Annotated in this window: 20 protein-coding genes; 5 read left to right on the forward strand and 15 right to left on the reverse strand. The window is 71.4% G+C overall.

All coding sequences use genetic code 11. The features are described from left to right. Positions 1-202 precede the first annotated feature (202 nt). Positions 203-1,867, forward strand: coding sequence for an ABC transporter substrate-binding protein (locus tag ACRX5W_RS14020; RefSeq protein ID WP_436788427.1), 1,665 nt, complete (start codon positions 203-205; stop codon positions 1,865-1,867). Between the two features lie 70 nt (positions 1,868-1,937). Here the strand turns inward: ACRX5W_RS14020 and ACRX5W_RS14025 are convergent, their stop codons facing one another. Continuing rightward, on the reverse strand, positions 1,938-3,521 hold the full coding sequence (locus ACRX5W_RS14025) for a hypothetical protein (protein ID WP_436788428.1): 1,584 nt from the start codon (positions 3,519-3,521) through the stop codon (positions 1,938-1,940). A gap of 277 nt (positions 3,522-3,798) precedes the next feature. Between ACRX5W_RS14025 and ACRX5W_RS14030 the strand changes: the two genes are divergently transcribed. Beyond that, entirely contained in the window at positions 3,799-4,458 is a 660-nt protein-coding gene (locus ACRX5W_RS14030; RefSeq protein WP_436788614.1) for a bifunctional DNA primase/polymerase, read from the forward strand. A 109-nt stretch (positions 4,459-4,567) separates the two neighbouring features. Here ACRX5W_RS14030 and ftsY read toward each other — a convergent pair whose 3' ends face one another. Next, positions 4,568-5,770: a signal recognition particle-docking protein FtsY gene (gene ftsY / locus ACRX5W_RS14035; protein WP_436788429.1), complete on the reverse strand. Its 1,203-nt coding sequence runs from the start codon at positions 5,768-5,770 to the stop codon at positions 4,568-4,570. A 192-nt stretch (positions 5,771-5,962) separates the two neighbouring features. Between ftsY and ACRX5W_RS14040 the strand changes: the two genes are divergently transcribed. Next, entirely contained in the window at positions 5,963-6,955 is a 993-nt protein-coding gene (locus ACRX5W_RS14040) for an LLM class flavin-dependent oxidoreductase (protein WP_436788430.1), read from the forward strand. A 15-nt stretch (positions 6,956-6,970) separates the two neighbouring features. Here the strand turns inward: ACRX5W_RS14040 and ACRX5W_RS14045 are convergent, their stop codons facing one another. Together ACRX5W_RS14045 and ACRX5W_RS14050 are read right to left on the reverse strand one after the other, a co-directional pair. Further along, positions 6,971-10,654, reverse strand: a complete 3,684-nt coding sequence (locus ACRX5W_RS14045; protein ID WP_436788431.1) for an AAA family ATPase — start codon at positions 10,652-10,654, stop codon at positions 6,971-6,973. Positions 10,655-10,952: 298 nt separating this feature from the next. Beyond that, a complete protein-coding gene (locus tag ACRX5W_RS14050; RefSeq protein ID WP_436788432.1) occupies positions 10,953-11,147 on the reverse strand; it encodes a hypothetical protein in 195 nt (64 codons plus the stop codon). A 640-nt stretch (positions 11,148-11,787) separates the two neighbouring features. Between ACRX5W_RS14050 and ACRX5W_RS14055 the strand changes: the two genes are divergently transcribed. Further along, positions 11,788-12,675: a CAP domain-containing protein gene (locus tag ACRX5W_RS14055; RefSeq protein WP_436788433.1), complete on the forward strand. Its 888-nt coding sequence runs from the start codon at positions 11,788-11,790 to the stop codon at positions 12,673-12,675. 442 nt (positions 12,676-13,117) lie between these two features. On the opposite strand, the gene mutM is transcribed toward ACRX5W_RS14055, so the two are convergent. The 9 genes from mutM to ACRX5W_RS14100 form a co-directional block, all read right to left on the reverse strand. After that, positions 13,118-14,002 carry a bifunctional DNA-formamidopyrimidine glycosylase/DNA-(apurinic or apyrimidinic site) lyase gene (gene mutM, locus ACRX5W_RS14060; RefSeq protein WP_436788434.1) on the reverse strand — a complete coding sequence of 295 codons (885 nt, stop codon included), beginning with the start codon at positions 14,000-14,002 and terminating at the stop codon, positions 13,118-13,120. A gap of 55 nt (positions 14,003-14,057) precedes the next feature. Continuing rightward, positions 14,058-14,846: a ribonuclease III gene (gene rnc / locus ACRX5W_RS14065; protein WP_436788435.1), complete on the reverse strand. Its 789-nt coding sequence runs from the start codon at positions 14,844-14,846 to the stop codon at positions 14,058-14,060. A gap of 20 nt (positions 14,847-14,866) precedes the next feature. Then, positions 14,867-15,040, reverse strand: a complete 174-nt coding sequence (gene rpmF, locus ACRX5W_RS14070; RefSeq protein WP_436788436.1) for a 50S ribosomal protein L32 — start codon at positions 15,038-15,040, stop codon at positions 14,867-14,869. 2 nt (positions 15,041-15,042) lie between these two features. Further along, positions 15,043-15,651 carry a YceD family protein gene (locus tag ACRX5W_RS14075; RefSeq protein ID WP_436788437.1) on the reverse strand — a complete coding sequence of 203 codons (609 nt, stop codon included), beginning with the start codon at positions 15,649-15,651 and terminating at the stop codon, positions 15,043-15,045. Positions 15,652-15,999: 348 nt separating this feature from the next. Next, a complete protein-coding gene (locus tag ACRX5W_RS14080) occupies positions 16,000-16,932 on the reverse strand; it encodes a cell division initiation protein (RefSeq protein WP_436788438.1) in 933 nt (310 codons plus the stop codon). Positions 16,933-16,996: 64 nt separating this feature from the next. Continuing rightward, the gene (gene coaD / locus ACRX5W_RS14085; RefSeq protein WP_436788439.1) at positions 16,997-17,479 is read right to left on the reverse strand and encodes a pantetheine-phosphate adenylyltransferase; all 483 of its coding nucleotides are present in this window, start codon (positions 17,477-17,479) and stop codon (positions 16,997-16,999) included. Positions 17,480-17,573: 94 nt separating this feature from the next. Continuing rightward, positions 17,574-18,143, reverse strand: coding sequence for a 16S rRNA (guanine(966)-N(2))-methyltransferase RsmD (gene rsmD, locus ACRX5W_RS14090; RefSeq protein ID WP_436788440.1), 570 nt, complete (start codon positions 18,141-18,143; stop codon positions 17,574-17,576). 251 nt (positions 18,144-18,394) lie between these two features. Beyond that, positions 18,395-21,451 (reverse strand): helicase-related protein, encoded by a 3,057-nt coding sequence (locus ACRX5W_RS14095; RefSeq protein ID WP_436788441.1) that lies wholly within the window; start codon positions 21,449-21,451, stop codon positions 18,395-18,397. Between the two features lie 519 nt (positions 21,452-21,970). Then, positions 21,971-23,650: a DAK2 domain-containing protein gene (locus tag ACRX5W_RS14100; RefSeq protein WP_436788442.1), complete on the reverse strand. Its 1,680-nt coding sequence runs from the start codon at positions 23,648-23,650 to the stop codon at positions 21,971-21,973. 290 nt (positions 23,651-23,940) lie between these two features. On the opposite strand from ACRX5W_RS14100, the gene rpmB reads away from it, so the two are divergent. Continuing rightward, positions 23,941-24,126: a 50S ribosomal protein L28 gene (gene rpmB / locus ACRX5W_RS14105; protein ID WP_231778291.1), complete on the forward strand. Its 186-nt coding sequence runs from the start codon at positions 23,941-23,943 to the stop codon at positions 24,124-24,126. A gap of 124 nt (positions 24,127-24,250) precedes the next feature. Here the strand turns inward: rpmB and thiD are convergent, their stop codons facing one another. Together thiD and ACRX5W_RS14115 are read right to left on the reverse strand one after the other, a co-directional pair. Next, positions 24,251-25,045, reverse strand: coding sequence for a bifunctional hydroxymethylpyrimidine kinase/phosphomethylpyrimidine kinase (gene thiD, locus ACRX5W_RS14110; protein ID WP_436788443.1), 795 nt, complete (start codon positions 25,043-25,045; stop codon positions 24,251-24,253). A 30-nt stretch (positions 25,046-25,075) separates the two neighbouring features. After that, positions 25,076-26,023: a thiamine-phosphate kinase gene (locus ACRX5W_RS14115; RefSeq protein WP_436788444.1), complete on the reverse strand. Its 948-nt coding sequence runs from the start codon at positions 26,021-26,023 to the stop codon at positions 25,076-25,078. Positions 26,024-26,095: the final 72 nt, after the last annotated feature.

Raw genomic sequence — 26,095 nt, forward strand, 5'->3', positions numbered from 1 at the left:
CCGGAAAACTTGACGGTGTAACAGATCTTCGTTCCGGGCGTGCATGTCGCCGCCGCGGTCCCTACCGTGGCCCGCGGCAGGGGATCCCTTGGTCCGGGCGATCGCCGATGATGACCTGACGCATCGTCAATTTCCATTGGCTGCAAGGCTTCTGGCGTGCCCGGGTCCGGTCGTCATGTTCTTCGGCGGAGGTGGCAAGAAGGTGTCAGCACGACGCACGACAGCACGACGCACCACCCGCACGGCAACACCCGCAGAACTCGCACAACCGGCGGAGGCCGGTCGCCGGGCGCCGGCCCGCCGCCGCGCGCGCGGCATGATCGCGGCGGGCCTGGCGGCCCTCGCCCTGACCGCGACCGCATGCGGCGGCGGATCGGACTCCGCATCGGGAACCGGCGCGAGCGGCGCCCCGGCCAAGGCCGGCGGCGAGATGACGATGCTGGCCGTCCAGGACTCCAAGAGCCTGGACGTCTTCCGCACGTCGTACGTCGCGGTCACCGACGAACCGCGCCTCGCGGCGCTGTACGACCCGTTGTTCTTCATCGATCCGGTAACCGGCAAGGTCGTGCCGCACCTCGCCGAGTCGCTCACGACCGCCGACAACGGCGCCACCTGGACCCTCAAGCTCCGCCCGGGCGTCACGTTCAGCGACGGCACGCCCTTCGACGCGGCGGCCGTCAAGCTCAACTACGACACACACGCGAAGCCCGACGTGAGGTCGCTGCACATCGCGGCCGCCGCCACGATCACGACCGAGGTCGTCGACCCGACCACCGTCAGGATCACCGGGAACACCGGCCCGAATCCCAACTTCGACCGCACGGTGGCCACCGAACTCACCTACATCGAGGCGCCGTCGGCGATCAACAAGGGCATCGACGAGGCGGGCGCCAACCCGGTCGGAGCCGGCCCGTTCATGCTCGACAGTTGGACGCGCGGCGACAAGCAGGTGTTCGTCCGCAACCCCAACTACTGGCAGAAGGACAAGGGCCTGCCCAAACTGGACCGGTTGACGATCAAGAACCTGCCGGACATCAAGCAGCAGTACAACAGCGTCAAGTCCGGCCAGGCCGACATCTTCGTCAGCTCCAACGGCGGTCTGCTCGCGGACGCGGCCGACGAGCTCCAGGTGCAGCGCATGGCACCGCTCGGCGGCCAGATGATCCAGTTCAACATGAACCGGGCCCCGTTCGACGACATCCGCGCCCGCAAGGCCCTGGCACTCGCCTTCGACCCGGCGGACATCCCCCGGCAACTGGGGAACGGCGACATCCCGGCGAAGGGCTACTTCGCGGAGGCGTCGCAGTTCTTCGACCCGGGCGTCGTCCAGCCGGGGCAGAACGCGGCGGAGGCGCAGCGGCTGCTGAACGAGCTCGCGAACGACGGCAAGAAGCTGGAGTTCACGTTCCTGATCCCGAAGAACCCGGCGTCGCAGGCCGTCGCGGACTACATGCAGAGCCGGCTCGGCACGATGCAGAACGTCTCGATGAAGATCGAGTCGCTGGAGATCAACGCGTACATCAACAAGTACGCGGTCCAGCGCGACTTCACCGCGATGCTCTTCCAGCAGTGGATCGCCGACCCCGAGCCGGTGTTCTTCAACTCGTTCCACTCCGCGAGCCGGCTGAACCACACCGGCTGGAAGAACCCGCAGGTCGACGCCGCACTCGTCACCGGCAGGTCGAGCACCGACCCGGCGACACGCAAGGCCGCCTACACCGAGGTGCAGAAGGCGATGTCCGCCGACGTGCCGGTGTGGGTGTACGCGGAGTCCTTGGCCGGGCCGATCCACGCCAAGAAGGTGACCGGGGTGCATACCTACAACACCGGCACCTTCTTCATGGACCGCATCGGCTTCGCCTCCTGACGGTCCGCGGCACGGCGCCGACGTGCTCTCCCCGGCGGGAAGGGCGCGGCGGCGCCGCGCGGGACGTGCCTCACCCCTCCGGCCACCGCGACGGCGAAGCGGTCTCCGGGAGTTCGCCGACGACGCGGTCGGCGAGGCCGCGTACCCGGGGAGTCTCGCCGAACACGTCCACGGCGCTCTTGACCGTGCGGCGCAGCCGCGTCGCGAGCCTTTCGGAGCGGACCCGCCCGGCGAGCGCGAGGGCGCCGAGCGCGGCGTCGCATGCGGCGTCGGCCTCCTGCTCCAGGACGTGCACGGACGCGAGGCCGACGCGGCACAGCGCCAGGGAGCGCCGGTACTCGGTGGTGCCGTCGAGCAGCCGCACCGCGGCCTCCAGCGGCTCGCGGGCCCGCGCCGCCCGGCCCACCCCCCGGTACGCGAGGTCGCGGTAGGCGTGTCCGGCCTCGCCGGCGAGCTCGGCCTCGTCGAAGTAGCGGATCCAGTCCGGTTCCTCGGCCCCGGCCGCGTCGGCGTGGAGCTGCTCGGCGAGCGCGAAGGCGCGGCGGCACCGGTCGGCGTGGCCGAGGCCGGCGTGGGCGCGGCCTTCGACGGCGTACAGCATGGCCTGCGTGCGCGGCCCGGCGGTGTCGCGGGCGCCGTACTGCGCGAGGTGGATGAGCTCCAACGCGTCGCAGGGCCGGTCCAGATGGATCATCTGACGGCTCATCACCCCCAGCACGTTGGCGCCGAGCGGGCGGTCGCCGGCCTCCTTGGCCGCGTGCAGGGCGAAGACGAAGTACTTCTGGGCGCCGGGTTGCATGCCCACGTCGTACGACATCCACCCGGCGAGCAACGCGAGTTCGGCGGTGAGGCGGAACAGCCGCTCGCGCAGCGGGCCCGCGTAGGAGTCCTGGAGCAGGTCGGTGACCTCTTGGAGCTGCCCGACGACCGCCTTGCGGCGTAAGCCGCCCCCGCACTGCATGTCCCAACTGCGGAACAGCCGCACAGTCGCCTCAAGTTGCTCCAACTCGCCGGGCCCCAGGCGGCCCGGGGCCCGGGCATCGGCGCGCGCGGGAAGGGACGGCAACGGCGTGGGCGCGAGCCAGCGCTGCATCGGCTCGACCAGCGCGGGTCCGGCGGACAACGCCAGCGAGCCGCCGAGGAACCCGCGGCGGCCGAGCATGAGATCGCTGCGTGAGAACTCCCCCAGCAGCTCCACCACGGATTCCGGCGCCCACGGCAGATCCACGCCCGAGCCTGCGAAAAGCGCTCCGGGCTCCTTGAACCCGAGGTCCTCGACGGCGACCACGCACCCGAACTGCTCGCTGAACAGTTCGGAGATGATGCGGGGTATGGGATCGCGCGGTTGTTCGCCGTCGAGCCACCGGCGTACGCGCGAGGTGTCGGTGCTGACGTGCAGCGCACCGAGCCGCCGGGCACGGCGGTTGACCTGCCGGGCCAGCTCGCCCTTCGACCAGCCGGTGCGTTCGAACCACGATGCCAGCCGGTCGTTGGGCTGCTTTCCGCCGGTGCCGCGCCCGCCGGGGAGTGCGCGCGGGTAGCGCTGTCCGAGGTCAGGGGGTGCGTCGAACCGCCGGTCGGCGCGCGACCCCGGCATGCGGTCGCCGTGGTCCCCGGCGGCCGACTCGCCCGCTTCGGTTTGTGCGATCGACACCGAATCTCCCCCTGTGCACTGACACGTGGCCGCAGAACCGTGCGCAATGTCCTGTATTGCCGAAAGTAGGCTGCTCGCCCGGCTCCCGGGGTGGGAACCGCAAAACGCCAGTCTTCGCCACCCCTTTCGCCAGGGGTGCACACCGGGTGGTTCGCGGTTGACTGGGTGGTGCTGCCGGGCGGGCGCCAGGGACGCCACCCCGGCGCGGCGAACCACCGCGGCGTGTATCAGAACCGTAACCAAATGTGACGGGAGCCGTTGGCAGGTCATGGACATCATGCTCGGAACTCGCCGACGCACCCGCACTGCGTTGTGGCAGGCGGTGTCGGAGTATGTCGAGCAGCGGCACTGGCCTGTCACCCAGGGAACGTACCTGGTACGGGACGGACGCAGCACCCGCTGTTCCTGTGGCCGGACGACGTGCGCCGCTCCCGGCATGCACCCCGCGGACCCGCAGTGGTCCTCCCGCGCCACCGACGCGCCCGCCGCCGCCCGCTACCTGTGGTCGCAGTCGCCGGACAGCACCGTCGTGCTCCCCACCGGCCGCGCGTTCGACGCCATCAGCGTCCCGCGCCATGCCGGGAGGCGCGCTTTGGTCCGGCTGGAGCGCATGGGCACCCCGCTCGGCCCGGTCCTCGCGACGCCCAACGGCCGCTTCTTCTTCCTGGTCGCCCCCGGCGCGGCCCGCGAGCTTCCGCACCTGCTCTACCAAATGGGCTGGGACGACGCGGAGCTCGACCTGCGCTGCCACGGCGCCGGCGACTACATCTTCGCCCCGCCCTCACCGCTGGGGCTGCTCGGCGCCGCGGAGTGGATCCGCCCGCCGGACGGCGAGGACGCGGCCCTCCCGGAGGCGCGGCTCCTGCTGGGCACGCTCGCCTACAGCTGCCACCGCAACAGCCCGCGCGCCGGCAACGGGCTGTGGCTGGCGTCCTGACCGTCCGCCCCACGCGACCGCCGGCGCGACCGGCCGGGACGGACGCGGGGCGGGCCCGGGAGATCTCCCGGGCCCGGCTCTTCCGCATTGGTCTCGACGTGGTCGGCGGTCAGTCGCCGATCAGCGCGTCCACGAACGCCGCGGGCTCGAACGGAGCCAGGTCGTCGGGGCCCTCGCCGAGTCCGATGAGCTTGACGGGAACCCCGAGCTCGCGTTGCACGGCGACGACGATGCCGCCCTTCGCGGTGCCGTCCAGCTTGGTCAGCACGATGCCGGTGATGCTCACGACCTCGGCGAAGACGCGCGCCTGGACGAGGCCGTTCTGACCCGTCGTGGCGTCCAGGACCAGCAGCACTTCGTCCACCGGCCCGTGCTTCTCGACGACGCGCTTGACCTTGCCGAGCTCGTCCATGAGCCCGGTCTTGGTGTGCAGGCGTCCGGCGGTGTCGATCAGGACGGTGTCGACCCCTTCGGCGATGCCCTCCTTGACCGCGTCGAACGCCACGCTGGCCGGGTCACCGCCCTCGGGGCCGCGCACGGTGGCCGCGCCGACGCGCTCGCCCCAGGTCTGCAACTGGTCGGCGGCGGCGGCGCGGAACGTGTCGGCGGCGCCGAGCACGACCGTACGGCCGTCGGCCACCAGGACACGGGCGAGCTTGCCGGTGGTGGTCGTCTTGCCGGTGCCGTTGACGCCCACGACCATGGCCACCGCCGGGCGACCGTCGTCGTGGCGTGCCGTACGCAGCGACCGGTCGTAGTCGGTGCCGATCAGCGTGAGAAGTTCCTCGTGCAGGAGCGCGCGCAGCTCGGCGGGCGTCCGGGTGCCGAGCACCTTGACGCGCATGCGCAGCCGCTCGACGAGCTCCTGGGTCGGCGCCACGCCGACGTCGGCGACCAGGAGCGTGTCCTCGATTTCCTCCCAGGTGTCCTCGTCGAGGTGTTCGCGTGAAAGGAGTGCGAGCAGGCCCTTTCCGAGGGTCGTCTGCGAGCGGGCGAGACGCGCGCGAAGGCGGACCAGGCGGCCCGCCGTGGGTTCCGGGATCTCCAGGGCCGGCGGCGCCTCTTCGAGGGTGTCCGGCACAGCCGGCACCTCGGCGGGCGGAGCCTGGGCCTCCGGCGGCAGGTCGACGGTGTCGACCGGGCGCGGCGGGGCCTCGGGCAGCGGCTGCGCGTCCTCGCCGACGGTCGGCTCGACGGGCGTACGGGGCGGGGGCGCGGCAACGGAGCCGCGGCGTCGTGAGCCGACGACGAACCAGCCGGCGGCGCCCAGCACCACGACCGCGATGACGACGGCAAGGATCAGAATCTCCATAGGACTGCCAGTCTCCCAGACCGCCACGAAGAGGTCGGCAGCCGCGCCCCGGGTGTTTCCGCGATCGATCACGCTCCGCCCACCGTTGAATCCTGACGGTCCGTCAGTTACGTTGCCCGGGCCGGGCAGGCGCTTTCATCGCGTCGCAGTGGGCACGCGGGGCCGCGGCGGGTCGAGAGGTGTGCGTTCCCCATGGCGACGAATCTGCGCTTCAACCAGGTGACGCCGGGCCTGGACCGGGCCGACGTGGCCTCGCGTTACCGGGCCACTGTCGAGATGGCCGCGTTCGCGGACAAGAACGGCTTCGACATGGTCACCCTGGAGGAGCACCACGGTGCCGAGAACGGCTGGAGCCCGTCCCCGCTCTCGACGGCCGCGGCCGTGTTCGGGGCGACGGAGCGCATCGGCGTCATCATCGCCGCGCTGCTGGCACCGCTGTACAACCCCATCCGGCTCGCCGAGGACATAGCCGTTCTCGACAACATCTCCGGCGGCCGGCTGATGGTCGTCGCCGGCCTGGGCTACCGCCCCGAGGAATACGCGGCGATCGGCGCGGACTGGAAGCGCCGCGGAAAGCTCCAGGACGAAACCATCGACACGCTGCTCAAAGCGTGGACCGGCGAACCGTTCGAATACCGGGGCGAGACGGTGCGCGTCACCCCCAGGCCGTTCACCGACCCCCACCCGATGCTCATGATCGGCGGCACCGCCAAAGCCACCGTGCGCCGCGCGATCCGCTTCCGCCTGCCGTTCTTCGCCGCCGCCCCGCTGCCGGAACTGGAGCGGTACTACTACGAGTCGGCGGCCGAGGCCGGCTTCACGGACGGCTTCGTGCTGATGCCCTCCGGGGACGCCGGGAAAATGGTCTTCTGCACCGAGGATCCCGACAAGGCGTGGGCCGAGTACGGCACGCACTTCCTGCACGAGGCCGAGACCTACGCCGCATGGCAGACCCCGGACGTCCACTCGGCCATGAAGTCGTCCGCCCGGACCATCGCCGACCTGCGCGAGGAGGGCATCTACGCCTGCCTCACGCCCGACGAGTGCATCACCGCCGCCAAAAACGGCGGGCTGACCGCGTCGCTCAACCTGCACCCGCTGTGCGGCGGCCTCCCCATCGACGCCGGCTGGTCGAGCGTCCAGCTCTTCGCCGACAAGGTCATGCCGCACATCCAGCCCGAGTGACCCCGCCGCGCCCGCTCAGACCCCGACCTCCTCGCGCTCCGGGTCCCGCTCCAGACGCTGGCTGATCACCGTCGTGACGCCGTCGCCGCGCATGGAGACTCCGTACAGCGCGTCCGCGACCTCCATCGTGCGCTTTTGGTGCGTGATCACGATCAACTGCGAGCTCTCCCGCAGCTCCGCGAAGATCCGGATCAGGCGCTGCAGGTTCGTGTCGTCGAGCGCGGCCTCGACCTCGTCCATGACGTAGAACGGGCTGGGTCGGGCCTTGAAGATCGCGACCAGCAGCGCAACGGCGGTCAGCGACCGCTCGCCGCCCGACAGCAGCGACAGGCGCTTGACCTTCTTCCCGGGCGGGCGGGCCTCGACCTCGACACCGGTGGCCAGCATGTCGCCGGGGTCGGTGAGCACGAGCCGGCCCTCCCCGCCGGGGAAGAGCCGCGCGAACACGCCTTCGAACTCCCGCGCGGTGTCCTCATACGCCGAGGTGAACACCTGTTCCACCCGCTCATCGACCTCCTTGACCACGGTCAGCAGGTCGCGCCGGGTGTTCTTGAGGTCCTCCAGTTGCTCGGTGAGGAACTTGTGGCGCTCCTCCAGCGCCGCGAACTCCTCCAGCGCCAGCGGGTTCACCTTGCCCAACTGGACGTACGCCTTCTCCGCCGCCGCAAGCCGCTTCTCCTGCTCGGCGCGCACGTAAGGCCTCGGCTGCGCCTCCTTCGAGTCGGGGTCCCGCTCCTCCCCCTGCGCCGGCGGCGTCGGCGGAACAAGCTGGTCCGGCCCGTACTCGGCCACCAGCCCGGCCGCGTCCATACCGTGCTCTTCGAGCGCCTTCGCCTCCAACTGCTCGATGCGCAGGCGCTTCTCGGTCCGCAGCATCTCGTCGCGGTGCACCGAGTCGGTCAGTTTCTCCAGCTCGCCGGCCAGCTCCCGTACGTGCGCCCGCTCCCGCGCCAAGTCCTGCTCGCGGGCCGCACGCGCCTGTTCCGCGGCCGCGCGCTCCGCCTCGGCGCGGCCGAGGGACGCCTCGACGCGGGTGAGCAGAGCCCGCGTCCCCGCCAGCACCGCGCCCGCGACCCGCGCCTCGACCGCCATCCGCTCGCGCCGCTCCGCCGCCCGCGCGCGGGCCTCGCGCTCCATGCGCGCTCCGCGATCGAGTGAGTCGGCACGGCCGGACAGGGCCTTGACCTGCTCCTCGTGGGTGCGCAGCGTCAGCCGCGCCTCCATCTCAGCCTGCCGCGCGGCCGTCGCCTCGGCGGCGAGCCCGTCCCGCGTCGTCGCGTCGGGCTCCTCGTCGTCGGGCAGCTCCTCCGCGGCTTCGAGACGCGCCGACAGCTCCTCGTACGCCAGCGCGTCCTGCTCCTTCGCCGTCTCCGCCTTCGCCACCGCGGCGGCGAGCCGGTCGGCCTCCCCGGCCGCCGCACGCGCCTGACCGCCGAGTCGGCCGAGCTCCTTCGCCGCGGCGGCCCGCGCCTTCTCCGCTTCGCGGCGCTCGGCGGTGAGCTGTTCGACCGCCGCCGCCGCGTCCTTGCGCGCGGCCGACGCCGCGGCCAGCGCGTCCTTGGCCTCGGCACACCGCCCGGCCAGCGCGTCGAGGCGTTCCGCCGCCTCGTCGACGGCCGCCTGGACCTCCAGGAGGCTCGACGCCGACGCCGAACCACCGTGCGAGAAGTCCGCGCCCACCAGGTCTCCGTCGCGGGTCACCGCACGCACCTCGGGCAGCGCCGCGACGAGTTCGCCCGCGGCGGCCAGGTCGTCGACGACGGCGACCTTGTCCAGGAGCCGATGCAGCGCACCGGCGAGCCCGGCAGGTACGGCGACCAGGCGCACGGCGTAGACAGCGGACGGCGGCAGGGCCGGCCATTCGCCCACGGACGGCGACAGCACATCCGGCCCGGGACCGTGGTCCCCGCCGCCTGGCAGCTCTCCGCCAAGAGAGCCGCCCCCACCCGCGCCGTGTGTCCGCGAATCGCCGACCAGCAGCGCCGCGCGTCCCGCGTCGTCCTTGCGCAGGAGCCGCAACGCGTCGACGGCGTCGCCGACTCCGGCCACCGCGACGGCGTCGGACGCCGCGCCGAGCGCCGCCGCGACGGCCGTCTCGGCACCGTGTTCGACGCGGAGGAGCGCGGCGACCGTGCCGAGCACTCCCGACAGTCGATCACCGGCGGCCAGCAGCGCGCCGGCGCCGTCCTTGCGGTTGAGGCCCAGTTCCAGCGCCTCCTTGCGGGCGGTCACCGCGGCGCGCTCGCGTTCCGCCTCCTTCTCGGCGTCGCGGGCCTCGGCCAGCAACTCCTCGGCCTGCGCCAGCCGTTCCTTCGCCGCCGTGAGCCGAGCCTCGACCGATCCGGCGTCGGCGGCGACGTCCTCCGTGTCGTCGGAACCGCCGACCTCGGCCTGAAGCGCGTCGTACTCGCGCTGCGCCTCCTCGGCGCGCGTACGGGCCGCCGTCAGCGACTCGGTCAGCCGGCCGATCTCGGCGTCGGCACCGGCGACGCGGCTGCGCGCGGCGTTGACCTGCCCGGCCAACCGGGCGAGGCCCTCGCGCCGGTCCGCGATCGCGCGCGCGGCGGCCTTGAGCCGGTTGTCCTCGGCGGCGACCTCGCGCTCCAACTCGCCACGCCGCTCGGACGTCTCGGCGAGCTGGACCATCGCCTCCGCGAGCGCCTCGTTCAGTTCGGCTTCGGTCTCGCGGATGCGGGCGGCCTCGCGCTCCATCTCCTCCGGGTCGCGGCCCCGGCGTTCCTCGGCGGGCGCGGACGTGGCGTGCCTGACGCGTTGTTCGGCGAGCCCGGCGGTTCCGCGCACGCGCTCGGCCAGGGAGGAGAGTTCGTACCACGTCTCCTGCGCGCGGGCCAGGCGCGGGGTGAGCGCCTGCACCTCGGCCTCCAGTTCGGCCTCCCGGGCCTGCACTTCACCCAACCGGCGTTCGACGAGGGTGCGGCGCTCCCGCAGCGCGGCCTCGTCGGCGATCTCCTCGGCGAGGTTCCTGCGCAGGATCACCAGGTCGTCGGCCAGCAGCCGCAAACGCGCGTCGCGCAGGTCGGCCTGGATCGCGGCGGCCCGGCGGGCGATCTGCGCCTGCCGCCCCAACGGCTTGAGCTGGCGGCGCAGTTCGTTGGTGAGGTCGGTGACACGTGTGAGATTGGCCTGCATCGCGTCGAGCTTGCGCAGCGCCTTTTCCTTGCGCTTGCGGTGTTTCAGGACGCCGGCTGCCTCCTCGATGAACGCCCGGCGCCCCATCGGGTCGGCCTGGAGCACGGAGTCGAGTTGGCCCTGTCCGACGATCACGTGCATCTCGCGGCCGATGCCGGAGTCGGAGAGCAGCTCCTGGATGTCGAGGAGCCGGCAGGTGTCGCCGTTGATTGCGTACTCGGAGCCGCCGTTGCGGAACATCGTCCGCGTGATGGTGACTTCGGTGTAGTCGATGGGCAGGGCGCCGTCGGTGTTGTCGATCGTCAGGCTGACCTCGGCGCGGCCGAGCGGGGGGCGTCCTGCGGTGCCCGCGAAGATGACGTCCTCCATCTTGCCGCCGCGCAGCGACTTGGCGCCCTGCTCGCCCATCACCCAGCTCAAGGCGTCGACGACATTGGACTTCCCCGAACCGTTGGGCCCGACCACACAGGTGATGCCCGGCTCGAACCGCAACGTCGTCGCGGATGCGAAGGACTTGAATCCGCGGAGTGTGAGGCTCTTGAGGTGCACCCGCCGCAGCGTACCCGGACACTTCGGTCGGAGTCCGGCTCAAACCCGACGCGTCGCCTGTCGATCAGTGTGTGTGATCTGTGAGGTGACGGGGTATCACGTGAGCATTACTGCCGTCCGAGATCCCTTCCGAAGGGCAACCGGACCGCAGCGCGTGGGGACGCAGGGCAACCGGCAGGGAGACCGGATCGAGGGACCGGAGGGGCGGCGGGGTACGGAACACCGGAACACCGGGGGCGAACGACACCGAGAACGACAAAGGGACGCCGAAGGCGTCCCTGGGTTTATCGGGTCGAACTCACGCCCGAGAGAGCGCGGGCTCGACCTGGGTTACGTCGAACCGATGATCAGCGGCGGCGTAGAGCGCGTCGTTTTCGGCCTGGACGCGGACAAGCTCCGTCTCCAGGTCGCGTACACGCTGCTGCAGCCGTCGCATCTCGGAGAGCAGCCGGGGATCGGGGCCGCCGACGTAACCGAGAAGCGCCTTCGCCATTAGAGGGTCCTCCACGCTGAGTGACCGACCGGCATTTGCGGGTCGAAATTACGCACCCGGCCACGTTCTTCCTGATAGGGTGCGCGGGCTTCCAGCGTCGCATCAAATGCCCGAGGCGTCAATATGATCACGGCGCGGCAAGCGAACCGTCACCCGGTCGGCGGTTTGATCACGCGGACGGGACGGTTCATGGTCTGGCTGTACGAGACCATCAATTCGCTTGGCAGTCAAGAAGTTATTCACGACCTTTCACCGCCAGGGTGGACTTTTCCGCAGCGGAGGCCAAACGGTTGTTCTCAGGCCCCAGCGATCACCCGCAGCGCGTGGATCGCTTTGGCATCTTCTGTCTCGTTTCCCTTGTGGCGCCTCAGCGGTCGGCGGCTCCCGATCGAGCAGGGAAGTCCGCGAGAACAGCGGAACGTACCGGACAAGCCATGCCAAGCCACCACGGACGGCCGAGCATCAGTAGCCACGGGAGCGGTGTTCTGCTCTAGAGTCACGTGCGCAAGCTCACTCGTTTGAGTGAGGAAGCGCCCCGTCCGGCGTGTCGTCGCGGATTTTCCGCCAGAGCAGTTCCCCGGTTCGGCCCCCGTGCCCCGGGCTCGCAACCCGCTCGGACGGTACCCAGTAAGGGGAGTCCGTGGCCCGGCACAGCCGACGCTCCGCACCATCGTCCCGCCGCAGCCGCCCGCACGGCCACCGGCGCAAGCGGCGCCGCCTCGGACCGTTGCGCGTGGCCGTCATCCTGCTCGGCATCGCCCTCGCGGCCGTCGGCACGCGCGCGGGCATGACGATGCTCGACCGCGGCGGGGACACCGCGAACCAGGCAGGCGCTTCCGTGTCGGCCGCGCCCACGGCAAGCGGAACCGACGCCCGCTATCCCGACCAGACCTCCCGCGACGCCTCCGGACGCGGCGCGCCGGATATCGGGGCGGACACCGGCAGCGCGGTGCCCGGAACGACACCGCTGCCGGCGCCCCCGCCTCCGAGCGGACCTGCCTCGCCGAATCCCCCGACGGCCGCGCCCAGCGGCCCCGCGTCTCCGTCGACCTCCCCGGCCCGGTCCTCGTCCGCGCCCGCGACGACCACGAAGCCGCCCACCCGGACGCCGAGCTCGTCGGCCGCGCCCTCCACGTCCGCCGCGACGGGAGCCGCGGCGTACGAGGACCAGGTGCTGGCGCTGGTGAACAACGAGCGCGCGGCCGCGGGCTGCGGTCCGGTCAAGGCGGACGTCCCGCTGCGCGACCTCGCCCGAGCCTTCAGCAAGGACATGGCCGACCGCGGCTACTTCTCGCACAACACCCCCGAGGGCAAGACGCCCTGGGACCGCGCGGAGGAAGCCGGCATCAGCTACCTGGCCGCGGAGAACATCGCCCGCGGCCAGCAGACTCCCGCGGCTGTCATGGACGCGTGGATGAACAGCGAAGGCCACCGCCGCAACATCCTGAACTGCGGACTGACCAAGCTGGGTGTGGGCGTGCACCTCGGCAGCGGAGGGCCGTGGTGGACCCAGGAGTTCGGTCGCTGACGCCGGGCGGGGACAGGCAAGCCGCCTGCGGAACCGCCGTCGGACGGGCCGGGCGGGCAGAGTCCACCGGGCCGGGCCCGAAAGCCTCCGTCTGCGACACGTCGCGCACCGGACGCTTCGTCGAGCGCGCGAGTCGGGTCGACGCCCTTCCCAGCTCCCGCAAGGCCACGCGTCGTGCGCCGGGCGGAGGCCCGGTCGCGCGGTAAGGATGCGGGGGACCGTGGCTGTGGGCCGTGCCGCCGCGTCGAGCGGGCGATGGGCTGTGCGGCCCGGTCGCGCGGTCAGGGTGCGGAGGATGTGGCCGTGAGCCGTGGGCCGTGTCGCAGGGTCGAGCGGGCGATGGCGCTGTGCGCCGTCGGCATCGACGTGTCGGTCCCCCGCGTCCTGCCTGTTCAGTCGGCCGCGGCAACCTCGCGGGATGCCGCGCGGCCCACGGCGGCCGTCACACCCTTGCAGTGGCCCGTCGCGGGCGCGGTACCGGTTGGCACTTGCCGCAGAAGTAACTGCTGCGGTTCATGAACGTGATGCGGCGTATCGGCGCCGTGCAGCGGTTGCACGGCTCACCCTCGCGGCCGTAAGCGTCCAGCGAGCGCGAGAAGTAGCCGCTCTCCCCATTGACGTTGACATACAGGCTGTCGAACGAAGTGCCGCCCGCCGCAAGGGCGTCGGTCATGACGTCGCGCACGGACGCGAGCAGCAGCCTCGTCTGCGGCTTCGTCATCGTGGCGGTCGAACGGCCCCCGTGGAGCCGGGAGCGCCACAGCGCCTCGTCGGCGTAGATGTTGCCGATGCCGCTCACCAGCGACTGGTCGAGCAGGGCCCGCTTGAGCTCGGAGTCGCGGCGGCGCAGTGCCGTGTGGAAGGCGTCGTCGTCGAACAAGGGATCGAGTACGTCGCGGGCGATGTGCGCGATCGACGGCGGCAGCACGGCACCGCCGCGCTCGACCGAGACGCCGCCGAACGTGCGCTGGTCGACGAACCACAGCTCACGACCGCCGTCGGTGAACGTGAAGCGCACGTGCAGGTGCTTCTCGCGCGGGGTGGCCGGGTCGTTGACCAGCAGTTGGCCGCTCATGCCCAGGTGAGCGAGCAGCGCGTCCTCGGCCGTGTCGGCGTCCGCCGCGGTCAACGGCAGCCACAGATACTTGCCGCGGCGCCGCGCGGCCTCGATCCGGGCGCCGGTGAGGGCGGCCACGAAATCGTGCGGGCCTGCCGTGTGGCGGCGTACCGCGCGCGGGTGGCCGACCTCGACGGACGCGATGGTCCGTCCGACGACCCAGCGCTCCAGGCCCCGGCGCACCACCTCGACCTCGGGCAGCTCCGGCACGACGACCTCCGCAGGCGCTCGGTCGGGCTCGGGTGCCTCCCGAGCCCGATGCGGCTCAACTGGCTTGGCTGGGCTGGGCCTTGGCCGATGTGCCGCCACCGGACACGACAGTGTCGGCGGCGGAGCCGTTCACCGGGGAGGTGCCGTCGCCGTACTGCGCCCGGATCGCGCGCCACGCGCTCTCGGCCGCCTGCTGCTCGGCTTCCTTCTTGCTGCGCCCGACACCGGTGCCGTAGTCGACACCGCCGACGCGGGCGAGCGCGGTGAACGTCTTCTCGTGATCGGGGCCCGTCTCGGAGACGACGTACTCCGGGACACCGATGCCGGTGGCGGCGGTGAGCTCCTGGAGGCTGGTCTTCCAGTCCAGGCCCGCGCCGAGGCCCGCCGACTGCTCGATGAGCGGGTCGAACAGGCGGTGCACGAGCTCGGAAGCCGCGTCCAGGCCCTGGTCGAGGTAGACCGCGCCGATGATGGCCTCAAGTGTGTCCGCGAGGATCGACGACTTGTCGCGCCCGCCGGTGCCCTGTTCGCCCCGACCGAGACGGATGAAACTGCCGAGGTCGAGCTTGCGGCCCACGCCCGCGAGGGCGCGTGAATTCACGACCGCGGCGCGCAGCTTCGCGAGCTGCCCCTCCGGCAGGTCGGGGTGAGCGCGGTAGAGCGTGTCCGTCACCACGAGCCCGAGCACCGAGTCGCCCAGGAACTCCAGGCGTTCGTTGGTGGGAAGCCCGCCGTGTTCGTACGCGTAGGAACGATGTGTGAGCGCGCGTTCCAGAAGAGCGGCATCGACTGTCCAGCCGAGCCGCCCTTCCAGATCGGCGTATTTAGCCAGCGAATCCGTCACCGGGATGACCTGCCGGGGGCTCAGACCTCAAGGACCTGGCGGCGATTGTAGGTGCCGCAGGTCGGGCAGGCGATGTGGGACAGCTTCGGCTGACGGCAGCTCTCGCAGGTCACCAGGTTGGGGCGGGCGGCCTTCCACTGGCTGCGGCGGTGGCGGGTGTTGCTGCGCGACATCTTCCGCTTCGGAACAGCCACGGCTACTTCTCCTGGTTCTCATCGACGCGGTGCGCGCCGTTGTCGTCGGCTTCGGCGGTCGGTCCGCCGAAGAGGCCCTGCAGAGCCGCCCACCGGGGGTCGGCGGTCTCATGGGAGTGACCGGGGTCGTCGTCGAGCCGAGCCCCGCATTCGAGGCACAGTCCGCCGCAGGTCTCCCGGCACAGCGGTGTGAGCGGCAGTGCGAGCACCACCGCGTCGCGCAACACCGGCTCCAGGTCGAGCAAGTCGCCCACGAGCCGGGGGGCATCCTCGTCGGCACCCTCTTCGGCACCGCGGTCCGGGTAGACGTACAGCTCCTGGAAGTCGACCCGGAGCTCGCGCTCCAGGGGGTCCAGGCACCGGACGCACTCACCGGCCAGCGGCACCTCGGCGGCGCCGGAGACCAGCACCCCTTCCATGACCGCCTCAAGCCGGAGTTCCAGCTGAAGCGGGGCACCTTCGGGGACGCCGATCACTTCGATGCTCATGTCCGCCGGGGCCGGCACGTCGCGGGTCTCCCGGCGCATCGACCCAGGCCGACGACCCAGCTCGCGTGTGTCCACGACGAGCGGGTTGCGGTGGTCAAGGCGTTCCAGGGTGTCCTGCCTCATGCGGTTTCGCCTCCCTCGAAGCCGAAGGAGGTGCGGTGGACATGATGTGCGGCCCCGGGGGTTGCTGTGACAGCGGCTTCCCGAGCAGGGCCGGTCCACAAGACTATCGCAACCGGGCGCCGGTCCCCCAAACGGCCCCTGCGGCACGATCGCGAGCGGCCGGGGTCCAATCCGTGTGGGGTGAGGCACCTGCGGGGCGGTCGCGAGCGGTCGCGGACGGCTGATGCCGATATATTCCATGCCCGGTCGTGTTGCCCCACGGCCGAATCGGTGTTCGACGTACGCATGGACGCGTCGCCCGCGCAGCGCCGGACCGGCTCGTTGCCGGGCCGATCCGGCCGCGGTCGGTCAGCCTTGGCGGCCGTCGGGGTTGAACTGCCGGACGTCGATCAGGCTCGTGTCGAAGAAGCTCGTCTCGTCGAGGGCCGCGTCGTAGCGCTGCTGGACGTGGCCGCCCTGTTGCGGCACGGCGCCGGGCTGTTGGGCGCCGTACTGCTGCTGTTGCTGCTGTTGCTGGTACTGCGGGATCTCGTAGCCGCCGGACTCGTAGCCCGTCGGCTCGTAAGCCGGCTGTTGAGGCTGCACCTGCGGGTAGCCGCCGGTGTCGTAGTACCCGCCGTTCTGCTGGGGCTGCTGGTGTTGGGGCTGGGCGGCTGCGGGGGCGTACGCGGGTGGCGCGGGGTAGGCGCCGCTGCCGCTCTGCTGCGGCGGGACGGGCGCAGCCTGGCTGCCCAGGAAGGGATCGTCCTCGTCGGCGTCCAGGCGGGCCTGGAGGCTGCCGGGGGCGCCCTCGGCGTCGTCCTGCGCCTTGAGGTACTCGCCGAGTTCGTCGGTGGCCCGCCGTCCGCGCATCTTGTCGCGACCGCGGCCCACCGCGGCGAGGGTCTTGTTGAGGACGACCTCGAAGTTGGCGAGCTTCTGGTCGACATAGTCGTCGGCCTCGGTGCGGATCCGCTCGGCCTCCAGACGGGCCGCCGTCAGGATGCGCTCGGCCTCGGCATAAGCCTCCCGAGCCACGTCGGTGTCGGCGATCAGCGCACCGCGCTCCTCGCGTGCCCCGGCGACGACGCGCTCCGCCTCACGACGGCTCTCCTCCAGCACCGCGTCGCGGTCGCTGAGGATCCGGCGGGCCTGCGTCATCTCCTCCGGGATGAGGTTCTTGACCTCTTCCAGACGGGCGACCACTTCGGCCCGGTTGACCACGCACGAAGCCGACATGGGCATCGAACGCGCGCTCTCGACCAAGGCGATGAGCTCGTCGAGCTTGGGCGATACGTCCACTGGCGTTTGCTCTCTCTCCGGGAGTCGAGGGATCCGACACCACAGCGTACGAGCAGAAACCCCGCTACTTGTCAGCCAAACGTTCGGTTAGGCGGCGCAGCACGGTCGGCGGCACCAATCCGGACACGTCGCCGCCATAGGTCGCGACCTCTTTGATGAGGCTGGACGACAGGAAGCTGTAAAGCGGATTCGTCGCCACGAACAAGGTTTCGACCTCGGTCAGGCCGTAGTTCATCTGCGCCATCTGGAGCTCGTAGTCGAAGTCCGTGACCGCACGCAGGCCCTTGATGATCGCGGGGATCTCACGCTGCCGGCAGAAGTTGACGAGCAAGCCCTCGAACGCCTCGACCCGGACATTGCCGTAGTGCGCGGTGACCTCGCGGAGCATCTCGATGCGCTCCTCGACCTCGAACAGGCCGGACTTCTTGTTGCGGTTGAAGCCGATCGCGACGTAGACCTCGTCGTACAGGCTCGACGCACGGCCGATGATGTCCAAATGCCCGTTGGTCACCGGGTCGAACGACCCGGGGCAGACGACTCGACGCACGGGTTTCTTCCCCTCGATCGCGGGTCCTGACGCCCTGTCCGGGCTCTCTCGGGCGCTCTCGGGCTCTCGCCGAACCCGTGGGTCCCCCAGTTGGTCATGAGCGCGCGGCGCGACCGTACCAGAGCGTCGCCTCGCCATAGCGGCGGGATCTGAGCTCGGTGAATCCGTCCGGCCAGCCGAAGGGTCCGCCGCGCGTCGCGCGCTCGACGGCGACCAGCGCGTCGTCGGCAAGCCACCCCCCGACCCGGAGCGACGTCAGCAGCGCGGCGACATCCGTGTCCGGCAGGGGGTAGGGCGGATCGAGGAAGACGACGTCGTACGGCTCGCCATCGGCAGGTTCCGCGGCCACCCGCTCGGCGCGCGCGGTGCGCAACTCGGCGCCGGGCAGTGCGAGCGCCCGCATATTGGCGCGCACCGTCTTGGCAGCACCCTGATCGGCCTCGACCAGCAGCGCGTGCGCCGCGCCCCGGGACAACGCCTCCAATCCCACCGCACCCGACCCGGCGAAGAGGTCGAGCACCCGGGCGCCGTGCAACGTGCGGCGCAGTGACACGAGAGTCGAGAAAAGCCCCTCTCGGGCCCGGTCCGAGGTCGGCCGCGTGGCGTCGCCGGGTGGTACGGCAAGCCGCCGACCGCCCGCGGAGCCGCCGATCACCCGGGTCATCGGCGGCTCCGGGGGGCGGCCGTCGTCTGGTCGTTCATGCGCACACGCTAGCGGGAGGCGGACGGCGGCTTCACGGGGATCGTGCGGCCGTGCGGCCGTGTGCAGCGCCCAGACACCGCCCGGCGACCGTGCGGTCGTGTGCTCGGTGTGCTCGGATACTTTTCGTCCGGCAACGCCCGCGAGCCCGCCGACATCGGTGACTCGGCGAACCCGGCGGCCACCGGTCGGCGCCGCGGGGCTCCCGGCCACGCTCAGCCCTTGTCGAGATACTCCGCTCGCTCCTCGTCCAGCAGGCTCGCCAATGCGCTGCGCAGTTCCGGGTGCTCGGCCAACTGCGGGTCGCGGGCGACGATTTCGGTCGCCTCGTCGCGTGCGGCGACGATGACGTCCTCGTCCCGGACGACGGCCAGCATGCGCAGCGACGACCGGCTGCCGGACTGGGCCTCGCCGAGTACGTCGCCTTCGCGGCGTTGTTCGAGGTCGATACGCGACAGTTCGAACCCGTCGAGGGTGGCGGCGACGGCGTCCAGGCGCTCTCGGGCGGCCGTGCCCGCAGGCATGTCGCTGACGAGCAGGCACAGACCGGGAGCGCTGCCTCGGCCCACTCGGCCGCGCAGTTGGTGCAGTTGCGAGACGCCGAAACGCTCGGAGTCCATGATCACCATGACGGTCGCATTCGGGACGTTGACGCCGACTTCGATCACCGTCGTGGCCACCAGCACGTCGACGTCGCCCGCCGTGAAGCGGCGCATGACCTCGTCCTTCGCGTCCGGCGCCATGCGGCCGTGCAGGACGCCGATGCGCAGGCCCGCCAGCGGCCCCGACTCCAGGCCCGCGGCGACTTCGAGCACCGCAAGCGGCGGGCGCTTCTCGGCGCCCTCGCCGGCGTCTGCGCCGATGTCGTCGGGGTCGTCGAGGTACGCCTCTGCGGGCAGGTCCTCCTCGACCGCCTTCTTCCCGCGCTTCGGCTTCTTGGACTTCGGGTCGTCCTCCTCGTCGCCGATTCGCGGGCAGACGATGTACGCCTGGTGCCCCTTCGCGACCTCCTCGCGCAGCCGCTCCCAGGTGCGTTCGAGGAAGTTCGGCTTCTCCCGGGCGGGCACGACGTGCGTCGCGATCGGCGAACGCCCGGAAGGGAGTTGGTCGAGGACCGAGGTCTCCAGATCGCCGAACACGGTCATGGCGACCGTGCGCGGGATCGGCGTCGCCGTCATCACGAGCAGGTGCGGGGGCCGATCGGACTTGCCGCGCAGCGCATCGCGCTGCTCGACACCGAACCGGTGTTGTTCGTCGACGACGACGAGGCCCAGGTCGTGGAACTTCACCTTGTCCTCGATAAGGGCGTGGGTGCCGATCACGATCCCGGCCTCCCCCGTCACGAGGTCCAGCAGCGCGGCGCGGCGCGCAGGCACGCCCATGGAGCCGGTCAGCAGGGTCACCTTGGTCCCGACCTCGGAACCGCCGAGCATTCCGGGGCCGTCGGCGAGGTCGCCCATCATCTCCACGATCGAGCGGTGGTGCTGCTGCGCCAGCACCTCCGTGGGGGCGAGCATCGCGGCCTGGCCGCCGGCGTCCACCACGGTGAGCATCGCCCGCAGCGCGATCATCGTGTTGTGGGTGGGGGTGAAGTTGTCCGTGACGTACATGTGTTCGGGGTGGGCGACGCTGATGCACTGGACGGGTTTGCGGCCGACGTGGTCGACGGACTCGATCCAACGGCGTCCGGCGACCGGAGGGACATGCCTTTTCGACGATTCGCCCTTGTCGCGGAAGGGCGGGTACTCCTCGGGCAGGCAGGTCGTGAAGTGGACGACTCCGTCATCGCGGTCCTCGCTCAAGCCCCGGAGCGCGGTCGCCAGTCCGCCGAGTGAACGCACCAACCAGGCGATGTCTCCCCCGATTTCGGGCGTGGGCGCGGAGAAGGACTCCCCCAGCTCGAAACCGCGAACGTCCATCCATCCCTGCACGAAGGCGTGTCGGTCCTTCGCCGATGCGTTCCGGAACGCACCAGGGACGCGTCCTGGGTTCTCCTCCGCCGCCAAGCGCCTGCCCGTCTCGTACGGATCGGACGGCGGCGAGTCGCTGCCAAGGTCGACGGGGACTACCGGCGCGATGCTCCACTTGCGGACGCCGTCGGGGTTGTGGAGATCCTCGCGAATCTGACGAGTTGTCAGAAGCTGAGGCGGGGTGCCCTGCGGCCCCCTCACAACCACCCACAAGTGCTCGTCATCGCATTCGACACTCGTCCCGTCCTGCAACGTCATCCGCCAGACGTCGCGTACGCCCTGCGGGAACACCCCGTCGACCAAGGCCACTTCGCCCGACGGAGTGACCACTTCCGTACCGACCGTGATGTCCCCCATCGGCACGAACCCATGCGGCGTCAGCACCAGCGCGTCCAACGGCTGCGCCTTGCCGCTGCCGACCTCGCCCTGGAGAAGGCGGTGCATGGGGTGTTCGGCGGCGAGGTCGTCGGCGATCTCGGCACCGACCTTGACCTGGCCTTCCGTGAGAGTGAACGGCAGCCGTGAGTCGAACGCCGACAGCAGGCCTTCGGGGCGCGGGCGCCGCGGCACGGCTGTTTGCGTCTGCGCGGCCAAACGCCGCTGGGCGAGCGCTACTTGGAGGACGAACGCCTCGTCCCACTTCAACCGGTCCCTCGCGGCGTTGACCTCGCCCCACGACTTCGGCGCGTGGATCCACTGGAAGGCCTGCCGCAGGCCGGGCATGTCGCGGCGGCGCAGGAGCTCGTCGGGTAGCGGGTCGCCGACCTCGCCGAGGGTGTCGAGAGCGACCCGAACGCACTGGGAGAGCTTCCAGGAGGGCATCGCCGCGGCAGCCGGATAAACCGGGATCAGTGCCTCGGCGAACAGCGCCGCGGCGCCCGGATCGTCGTCGTCCTGGTCCATCAACTGATAGTCGGGCTGGTTGAGTTGGAGTTCGTCGCGGAAGCGGGCGACCTTGCCGGCGAAGAGCCCCCGCAGTCCCGGCCGCAGTTCGCGTTCACGCCAGCCCTGGTTGAAGAAGGTCAGCTTGAGGTGGCCGCGGCCGTCGGTGACGACGACTTCGAGCAGGTTGCCGCGCCGGTTGCGGAACTGCCGCTTGGTGACCTTGGCGATCTCGGCCATGACGGTGATGTGCTCGTCGACTTCGAGGCGCGAGAGGTCGGTGAGGCGCCCGCGTTCGGCGTACCGGCGCGGATAGTGGCGCAGCAGGTCGCCGAGTGTGGTCAGGTCGAGGGACTTGGCCAGCACCTTCGCGGTCCGGTCCCCGACCAGTTTGGCCAGCGGTTCATCGAGGCGGGACATGGCGGCGGACGTTCTCCCTGGCTGGCCGACGACGGGGATGGTCGCGACGTTACCGGGCTGAGGGGACAGGAGCGGTTGAGACGGCCGGGACGTGACGACGGCGTGGCATCGTGTCGTTATCAGGCTGGGGCCACGGGAGGGTGTGGCCGCTTTGTCGAACGCGGGTCGAACATGGTGGCCTCTCCGTCATTTCGGGTGGTCGAGAACCGTGGGCGGCACCCTTGGGGGCCGACGAACGTTCCCGAGGCAAGGAAGGGAGTCGGGCGGCGGGGGGACGAGTGGCCGTACGGCGCGGGCGGGGCCGACGAACGCTCCCGAGGCAAGGAAGGGAGTCGGGCGGAGGAGGCACGAGCGACCGTGCGGCACGGGCGCGGGGCCGACGATCACTCCCGAGGCAAGCAAAGGAAGTCGGGCGGCGGGGACACGAACGGCCGTACGGCGCGGGCGCGACTGCTGCGGCGGCGGACAGGTGGATGAAGCTTCGGCCCCCTCACACGCGGCGATGTCGTCCGCCCTGCGTCACTCCACACCGATGAGCAGCGGATACACCGACTGCCCGCCGTCGTAGACGACCGCGTCGACCTCCGGCCGGACCGCGCGCATGGCGAGGACCAGGTCGTCGGCGATGCCGGGGGCCACCTGGGCGCCGGTGACGAGGGTGACCAGTTCGCCGCCGCCTGCGAGCATGCGGTCGAGGACCGTCTTGGCGGTCGCGGCGAGGTCTTGGCCGATGACCGCGATGTCGCCGTCGATGATGCCCAGCACGTCGCCTGCCTGGCAGACGCCGGCCATCGTCCACGCCTCGCGGGTCGCGACCGTGAGTGCCCCGTAGCGGGTGCCGCCCGCGGCCGAGGTCATGCCGACGACGTCCTGGTCGAAGCGGCGGCCGGGCTCATGGACAGCGAGTGCGGCGATCCCCTGGACAGCCGCCTTGGTCGGCACCACCTGCACGCGAATCCCGTACGCGTGCGCTTGCTCGGCCGCCACCGCGGCCACGGCGTGGCCGTCCGGGTCGTTCGGCAGGAGCACGACCTCGCGGGCGCCCGTCGCGCGGATGGCCTCGACGAGTGTGCTCGTCGACGGGGCGCGCCCCGGGCCGGCCTCGACGACGCGTGCGCCGGCCTCGGTGAACAACGCGGCCAAACCTTCTCCGTGCACCACGGCGACGATCGCGCGGCCCGCCGCCGCCGGCGGACGCGCCGCCTCGCTCGGCACGGCGCCGGACACCGCCAGATGGGTGATGCGCACACGGTGCGGTCGCCCGGCTTCGATGCCGGCCTCGACCGCGGCGCCCGCGTCGTCGACATGCACGTGGACGTTCCACAGCCCTTCGCCGCCGACCACGACCAACGAGTCTCCGAGGGCGTCGAGCCGGGCGCGCAGCGGCGGGATCGCCTCGTCGGGCGCGTCGAGCAGGTAGATGACCTCGAACGCAGGTGCGAGCGGGCTCTCCGCGCAACTTGTCTCGGGGGTGAAGCGCAGGGGAACCGGTACGTGCGTGCGCGGCTCCGACGCCTGGCGCTCACCGGTGACCACCGACACCAGCGCGTCGAACAACACACACAGTCCGCGACCGCCCGCGTCGACGACGCCCGCGCGCCGCAGCACGTCCAGTTGCTCGGGGGTGCGCGCGAGCGCCTCGCGCGCGGCCGACGCCATGCCGCGTACGACCGCGGTCAGGTCGTCCGCGACGTCGTCGCACCCCCGGGCGGCGGCACGGGCGACGGTGAGCATGGTGCCCTCGACGGGCCGGGCGACCGCCGCGTACGCCTCCTCGGCGGCCCGGTGCAGTGCGCGGCGCAGTACAGGGCCGCTGCCGTGCTCGGTGCCGAGTGCGGCGGCCTGACGGTAATCGGCCTCGATCTGGTCGGCGATGCCGCGCAGCAACTGGCTGAGGATCACCCCGGAGTTGCCGCGCGCGCCCATGAGAGCGCCGTGCGCGAGGGCGCGCATCGTGGCGGGCAGGGAGGGCTCGGCGTGGTTGTCCGCGCCCGGGGCGGCGTTGTCGCGTCCGAACAGCGCCTCGACCTCGGCGGTGCCGGCCTCCAGCGTGAGGAAGAGGTTGGTTCCGGTGTCGCCGTCGGGCACGGGGTAGACGTTGAGGGCGTCGATCTCCTCGCGGGCCCGTCCGAGCTGTTGGAGTCCCGCCCGGCACCAACGGCGCACCGCCGGAGCGTCCAGCTCTCCCAGCACGCCCACCTCGCCGTTTCTCCTCGGAAGATGCCGCGGACTCGCAGGCCCCCGTACGTTGCTGATGCAGCGTATCCGCCCAGGGGTCCGGCAGGGCCCGCTTGCCCATGCGCTACGCTGATGGTGAAGCGTGACGAGTTCAGCCGGTTCGACCTGCCCGCATCGCGCCTGCCCAACCGGTGGGCCGCATCGCGGGATTGGCTTCCGTGGACGCTCGTCGGTTACTCTTCCTCGGTTGCCCGGCACCTGCCGGCACGTGAACGTACGCGCAATCCTTATTCGTCTTTGGAGTGTCTCCCGTGGCTGCCAACTGCGACGTCTGCGGCAAGGGGCCGGGTTTCGGCAACAACATCTCGCACTCGCACCGCCGCACCCGCCGTCGTTGGAACCCCAACATCCAGACGGTCCGCACGGTCCAGGGCGGCACGCCGAAGCGCCTCAACGCCTGCACCTCGTGCATCAAGGCGGGCAAGGTCACCCGCTGACCCCCGCTGAACCCAGTCTTCTCCGAGGCAGCCGGATCACCGATGGTGGTCCGGCTGCCTCGCTTTCGCGGGCATTCGGCAACGACCGACCCCGCATGTGAGGCCGTGTGAGGCCGGGGCCTGATCAGGCGCGCAGCCGCCAGCCGTGGTCGACGGGCCCGATTCCGGCGCCCAGGGGGAAGCCCTCGCGGATCGCGCCGGTCACGTACGCCTTGGCTGCCTCGACGGCCTGCGGCACGTCCCGCCCGAGGGCCAGGTGGGACGCGATCGCGCTGGCCAGGGTGCAGCCGGTGCCGTGGGTGTGCCGGTTGTCGAACCGCTCGCTGCGGAACCAAAGTTCCCGCGTGCCGTCGCACAGAAGGTCCGCGGCCTCGCCTGAGAGATGGCCGCCTTTGACGAGGACCCAGGTCGGCCCGTACGCGAGCAGCGCGTCGGCGGCCTTGCGCATGTCGTCTTGGCCGCGGACCTCGACGCCGGTCAACTGCCGGACCTCGAACAGGTTCGGCGTGGCCACGGTCGCGGTCGGCAGGAGTTGGCCGCGCACGGCCTCCAAGGCCGCGTCGGCGAGCAGCGGATCCCCGTGCTTGGAGACGGACACCGGGTCGACGACCACGGGTGCCGGGATGTCGCGCAGCAGGTCCGCGACTGTCTCGACGAGCGTCGCGGACGCGAGCATCCCGGTCTTGACGGCCTGGACGCCGATGTCGTCGGCGACGCTGCGGAACTGCGCCGCGACGGCCTCCGCGGGAAGCTCCCAATAGCCCTGCACGCCCAGCGAATTCTGTGCGGTGACCGCCGCGACGACGCTCATGCCGTGCACGCCGAGGGCGAGCATCGTCTTGAGGTCCGCCTGGATGCCGGCACCGCCGCCGGAGTCCGAACCGGCGATCGTGAGCACGCGGGCGGGTGTCTGGGCCATGCCCGCCAGCCTATCGGCCCTGTGCCCTGGTCAGGCGCCGTAGTGGTCCCATCCGCCCGCTCCCGACCACTCCCGGTCGTCGACCGTGACGCCGGCGCCGCTCGCCACGCGGCCGATGACCCGCCACCGCGCGCTCAGCGCCGTCCCGGCGGGGAAGGTCGCCACGAGCGCGTGGTCCTCACCCCCGGTGAGCACCCAGTGCAGCGGGTCGGTGCCGAACGCACGTGCGACGTCCCGCATCTGGGCCGGGATGTCGAAGAGCCGGCTGGACAGGTCGACGCGTACCCCGGACGCGCGGGCCAGGTGGCCGAGGTCGGCGATGAGGCCGTCGCTGATGTCAAGCATCGCGGTGGCCCCGAGGCGCGCGGCGGCGGGACCGGCCTCGTACGGCGGTTCGGGGCGTCGGTGGGCCTCGACGAAAGCGCGCGGATTGCGGCGCCCGTGCGCGAGTATCGCGAGGCCGGCGGCGGACCAGCCGAGCCAGCCGGCGACCGCGACGACGTCCCCGGCGCGCGCGCCGGCGCGGGTCACGGGCGCCCGGCCCTGCAGATCGCCGAGCGCGGTGATCGAGATCATCACCGCGTTGCCGCGTACGACGTCGCCGCCCGCGACCCCCGCGTCCACCACGGCGCACTCGTCGCGCAGCCCGTCGTAAAGTTCGAGCGCCCACGCGACGGGCAGTTCGGCGGGGCCGACCAACCCGACCAACAACGCGGTTGGCAATGCGCCCATAGCCGCGACGTCCGCGAGGTTCTGCGCGGCGGCCTTGCGCCCCACGTCGTACGCGGTCGACCAGTCGCGCCGGAAGTGCCGTCCCTCGACGAGGAGATCGGTGGTCGCCACGACCCGTCCGTCCGGGGACGAGACGACGGCGGCGTCGTCACCGGGCCCGAGCGGCACATGGCGGCCCGTCGGAACCCGCTCGGTGAGGGCGGCGATGAGACCGAACTCGCCGAGGTCGCCCAGCGTGCCGCTCATCGGCGTCTCCCCGTCGACGCGTGTGCGCGCACCCCCGCTGCCGTGCCCAAGACCGGCATTCGCCATCCGTTC

Source organism: Yinghuangia sp. YIM S10712 (assembly GCF_051388935.1).
GTDB lineage: Bacteria > Actinomycetota > Actinomycetes > Streptomycetales > Streptomycetaceae > Yinghuangia.

Excerpts from the sequence above, each read along its gene's own strand:
- rsmD (WP_436788440.1), bottom strand. The coding sequence starts at position 18,143 with ATGACCCGGGTGATCGGCGGCTCCGCGGGCGGTCGGCGGCTTGCCGTA.
- ACRX5W_RS14030 (WP_436788614.1), top strand. The coding sequence starts at position 3,799 with ATGCTCGGAACTCGCCGACGCACCCGCACTGCGTTGTGGCAGGCGGTG.
- ACRX5W_RS14075 (WP_436788437.1), bottom strand. The coding sequence starts at position 15,651 with ATGAGGCAGGACACCCTGGAACGCCTTGACCACCGCAACCCGCTCGTC.
- ACRX5W_RS14115 (WP_436788444.1), bottom strand. The coding sequence starts at position 26,023 with ATGAGCGGCACGCTGGGCGACCTCGGCGAGTTCGGTCTCATCGCCGCC.
- ACRX5W_RS14040 (WP_436788430.1), top strand. The coding sequence starts at position 5,963 with ATGGCGACGAATCTGCGCTTCAACCAGGTGACGCCGGGCCTGGACCGG.
- ftsY (WP_436788429.1), bottom strand. The coding sequence starts at position 5,770 with ATGGAGATTCTGATCCTTGCCGTCGTCATCGCGGTCGTGGTGCTGGGC.
- ACRX5W_RS14095 (WP_436788441.1), bottom strand. The coding sequence starts at position 21,451 with ATGTCCCGCCTCGATGAACCGCTGGCCAAACTGGTCGGGGACCGGACC.
- thiD (WP_436788443.1), bottom strand. The coding sequence starts at position 25,045 with ATGGCCCAGACACCCGCCCGCGTGCTCACGATCGCCGGTTCGGACTCC.
- ACRX5W_RS14050 (WP_436788432.1), bottom strand. The coding sequence starts at position 11,147 with ATGGCGAAGGCGCTTCTCGGTTACGTCGGCGGCCCCGATCCCCGGCTG.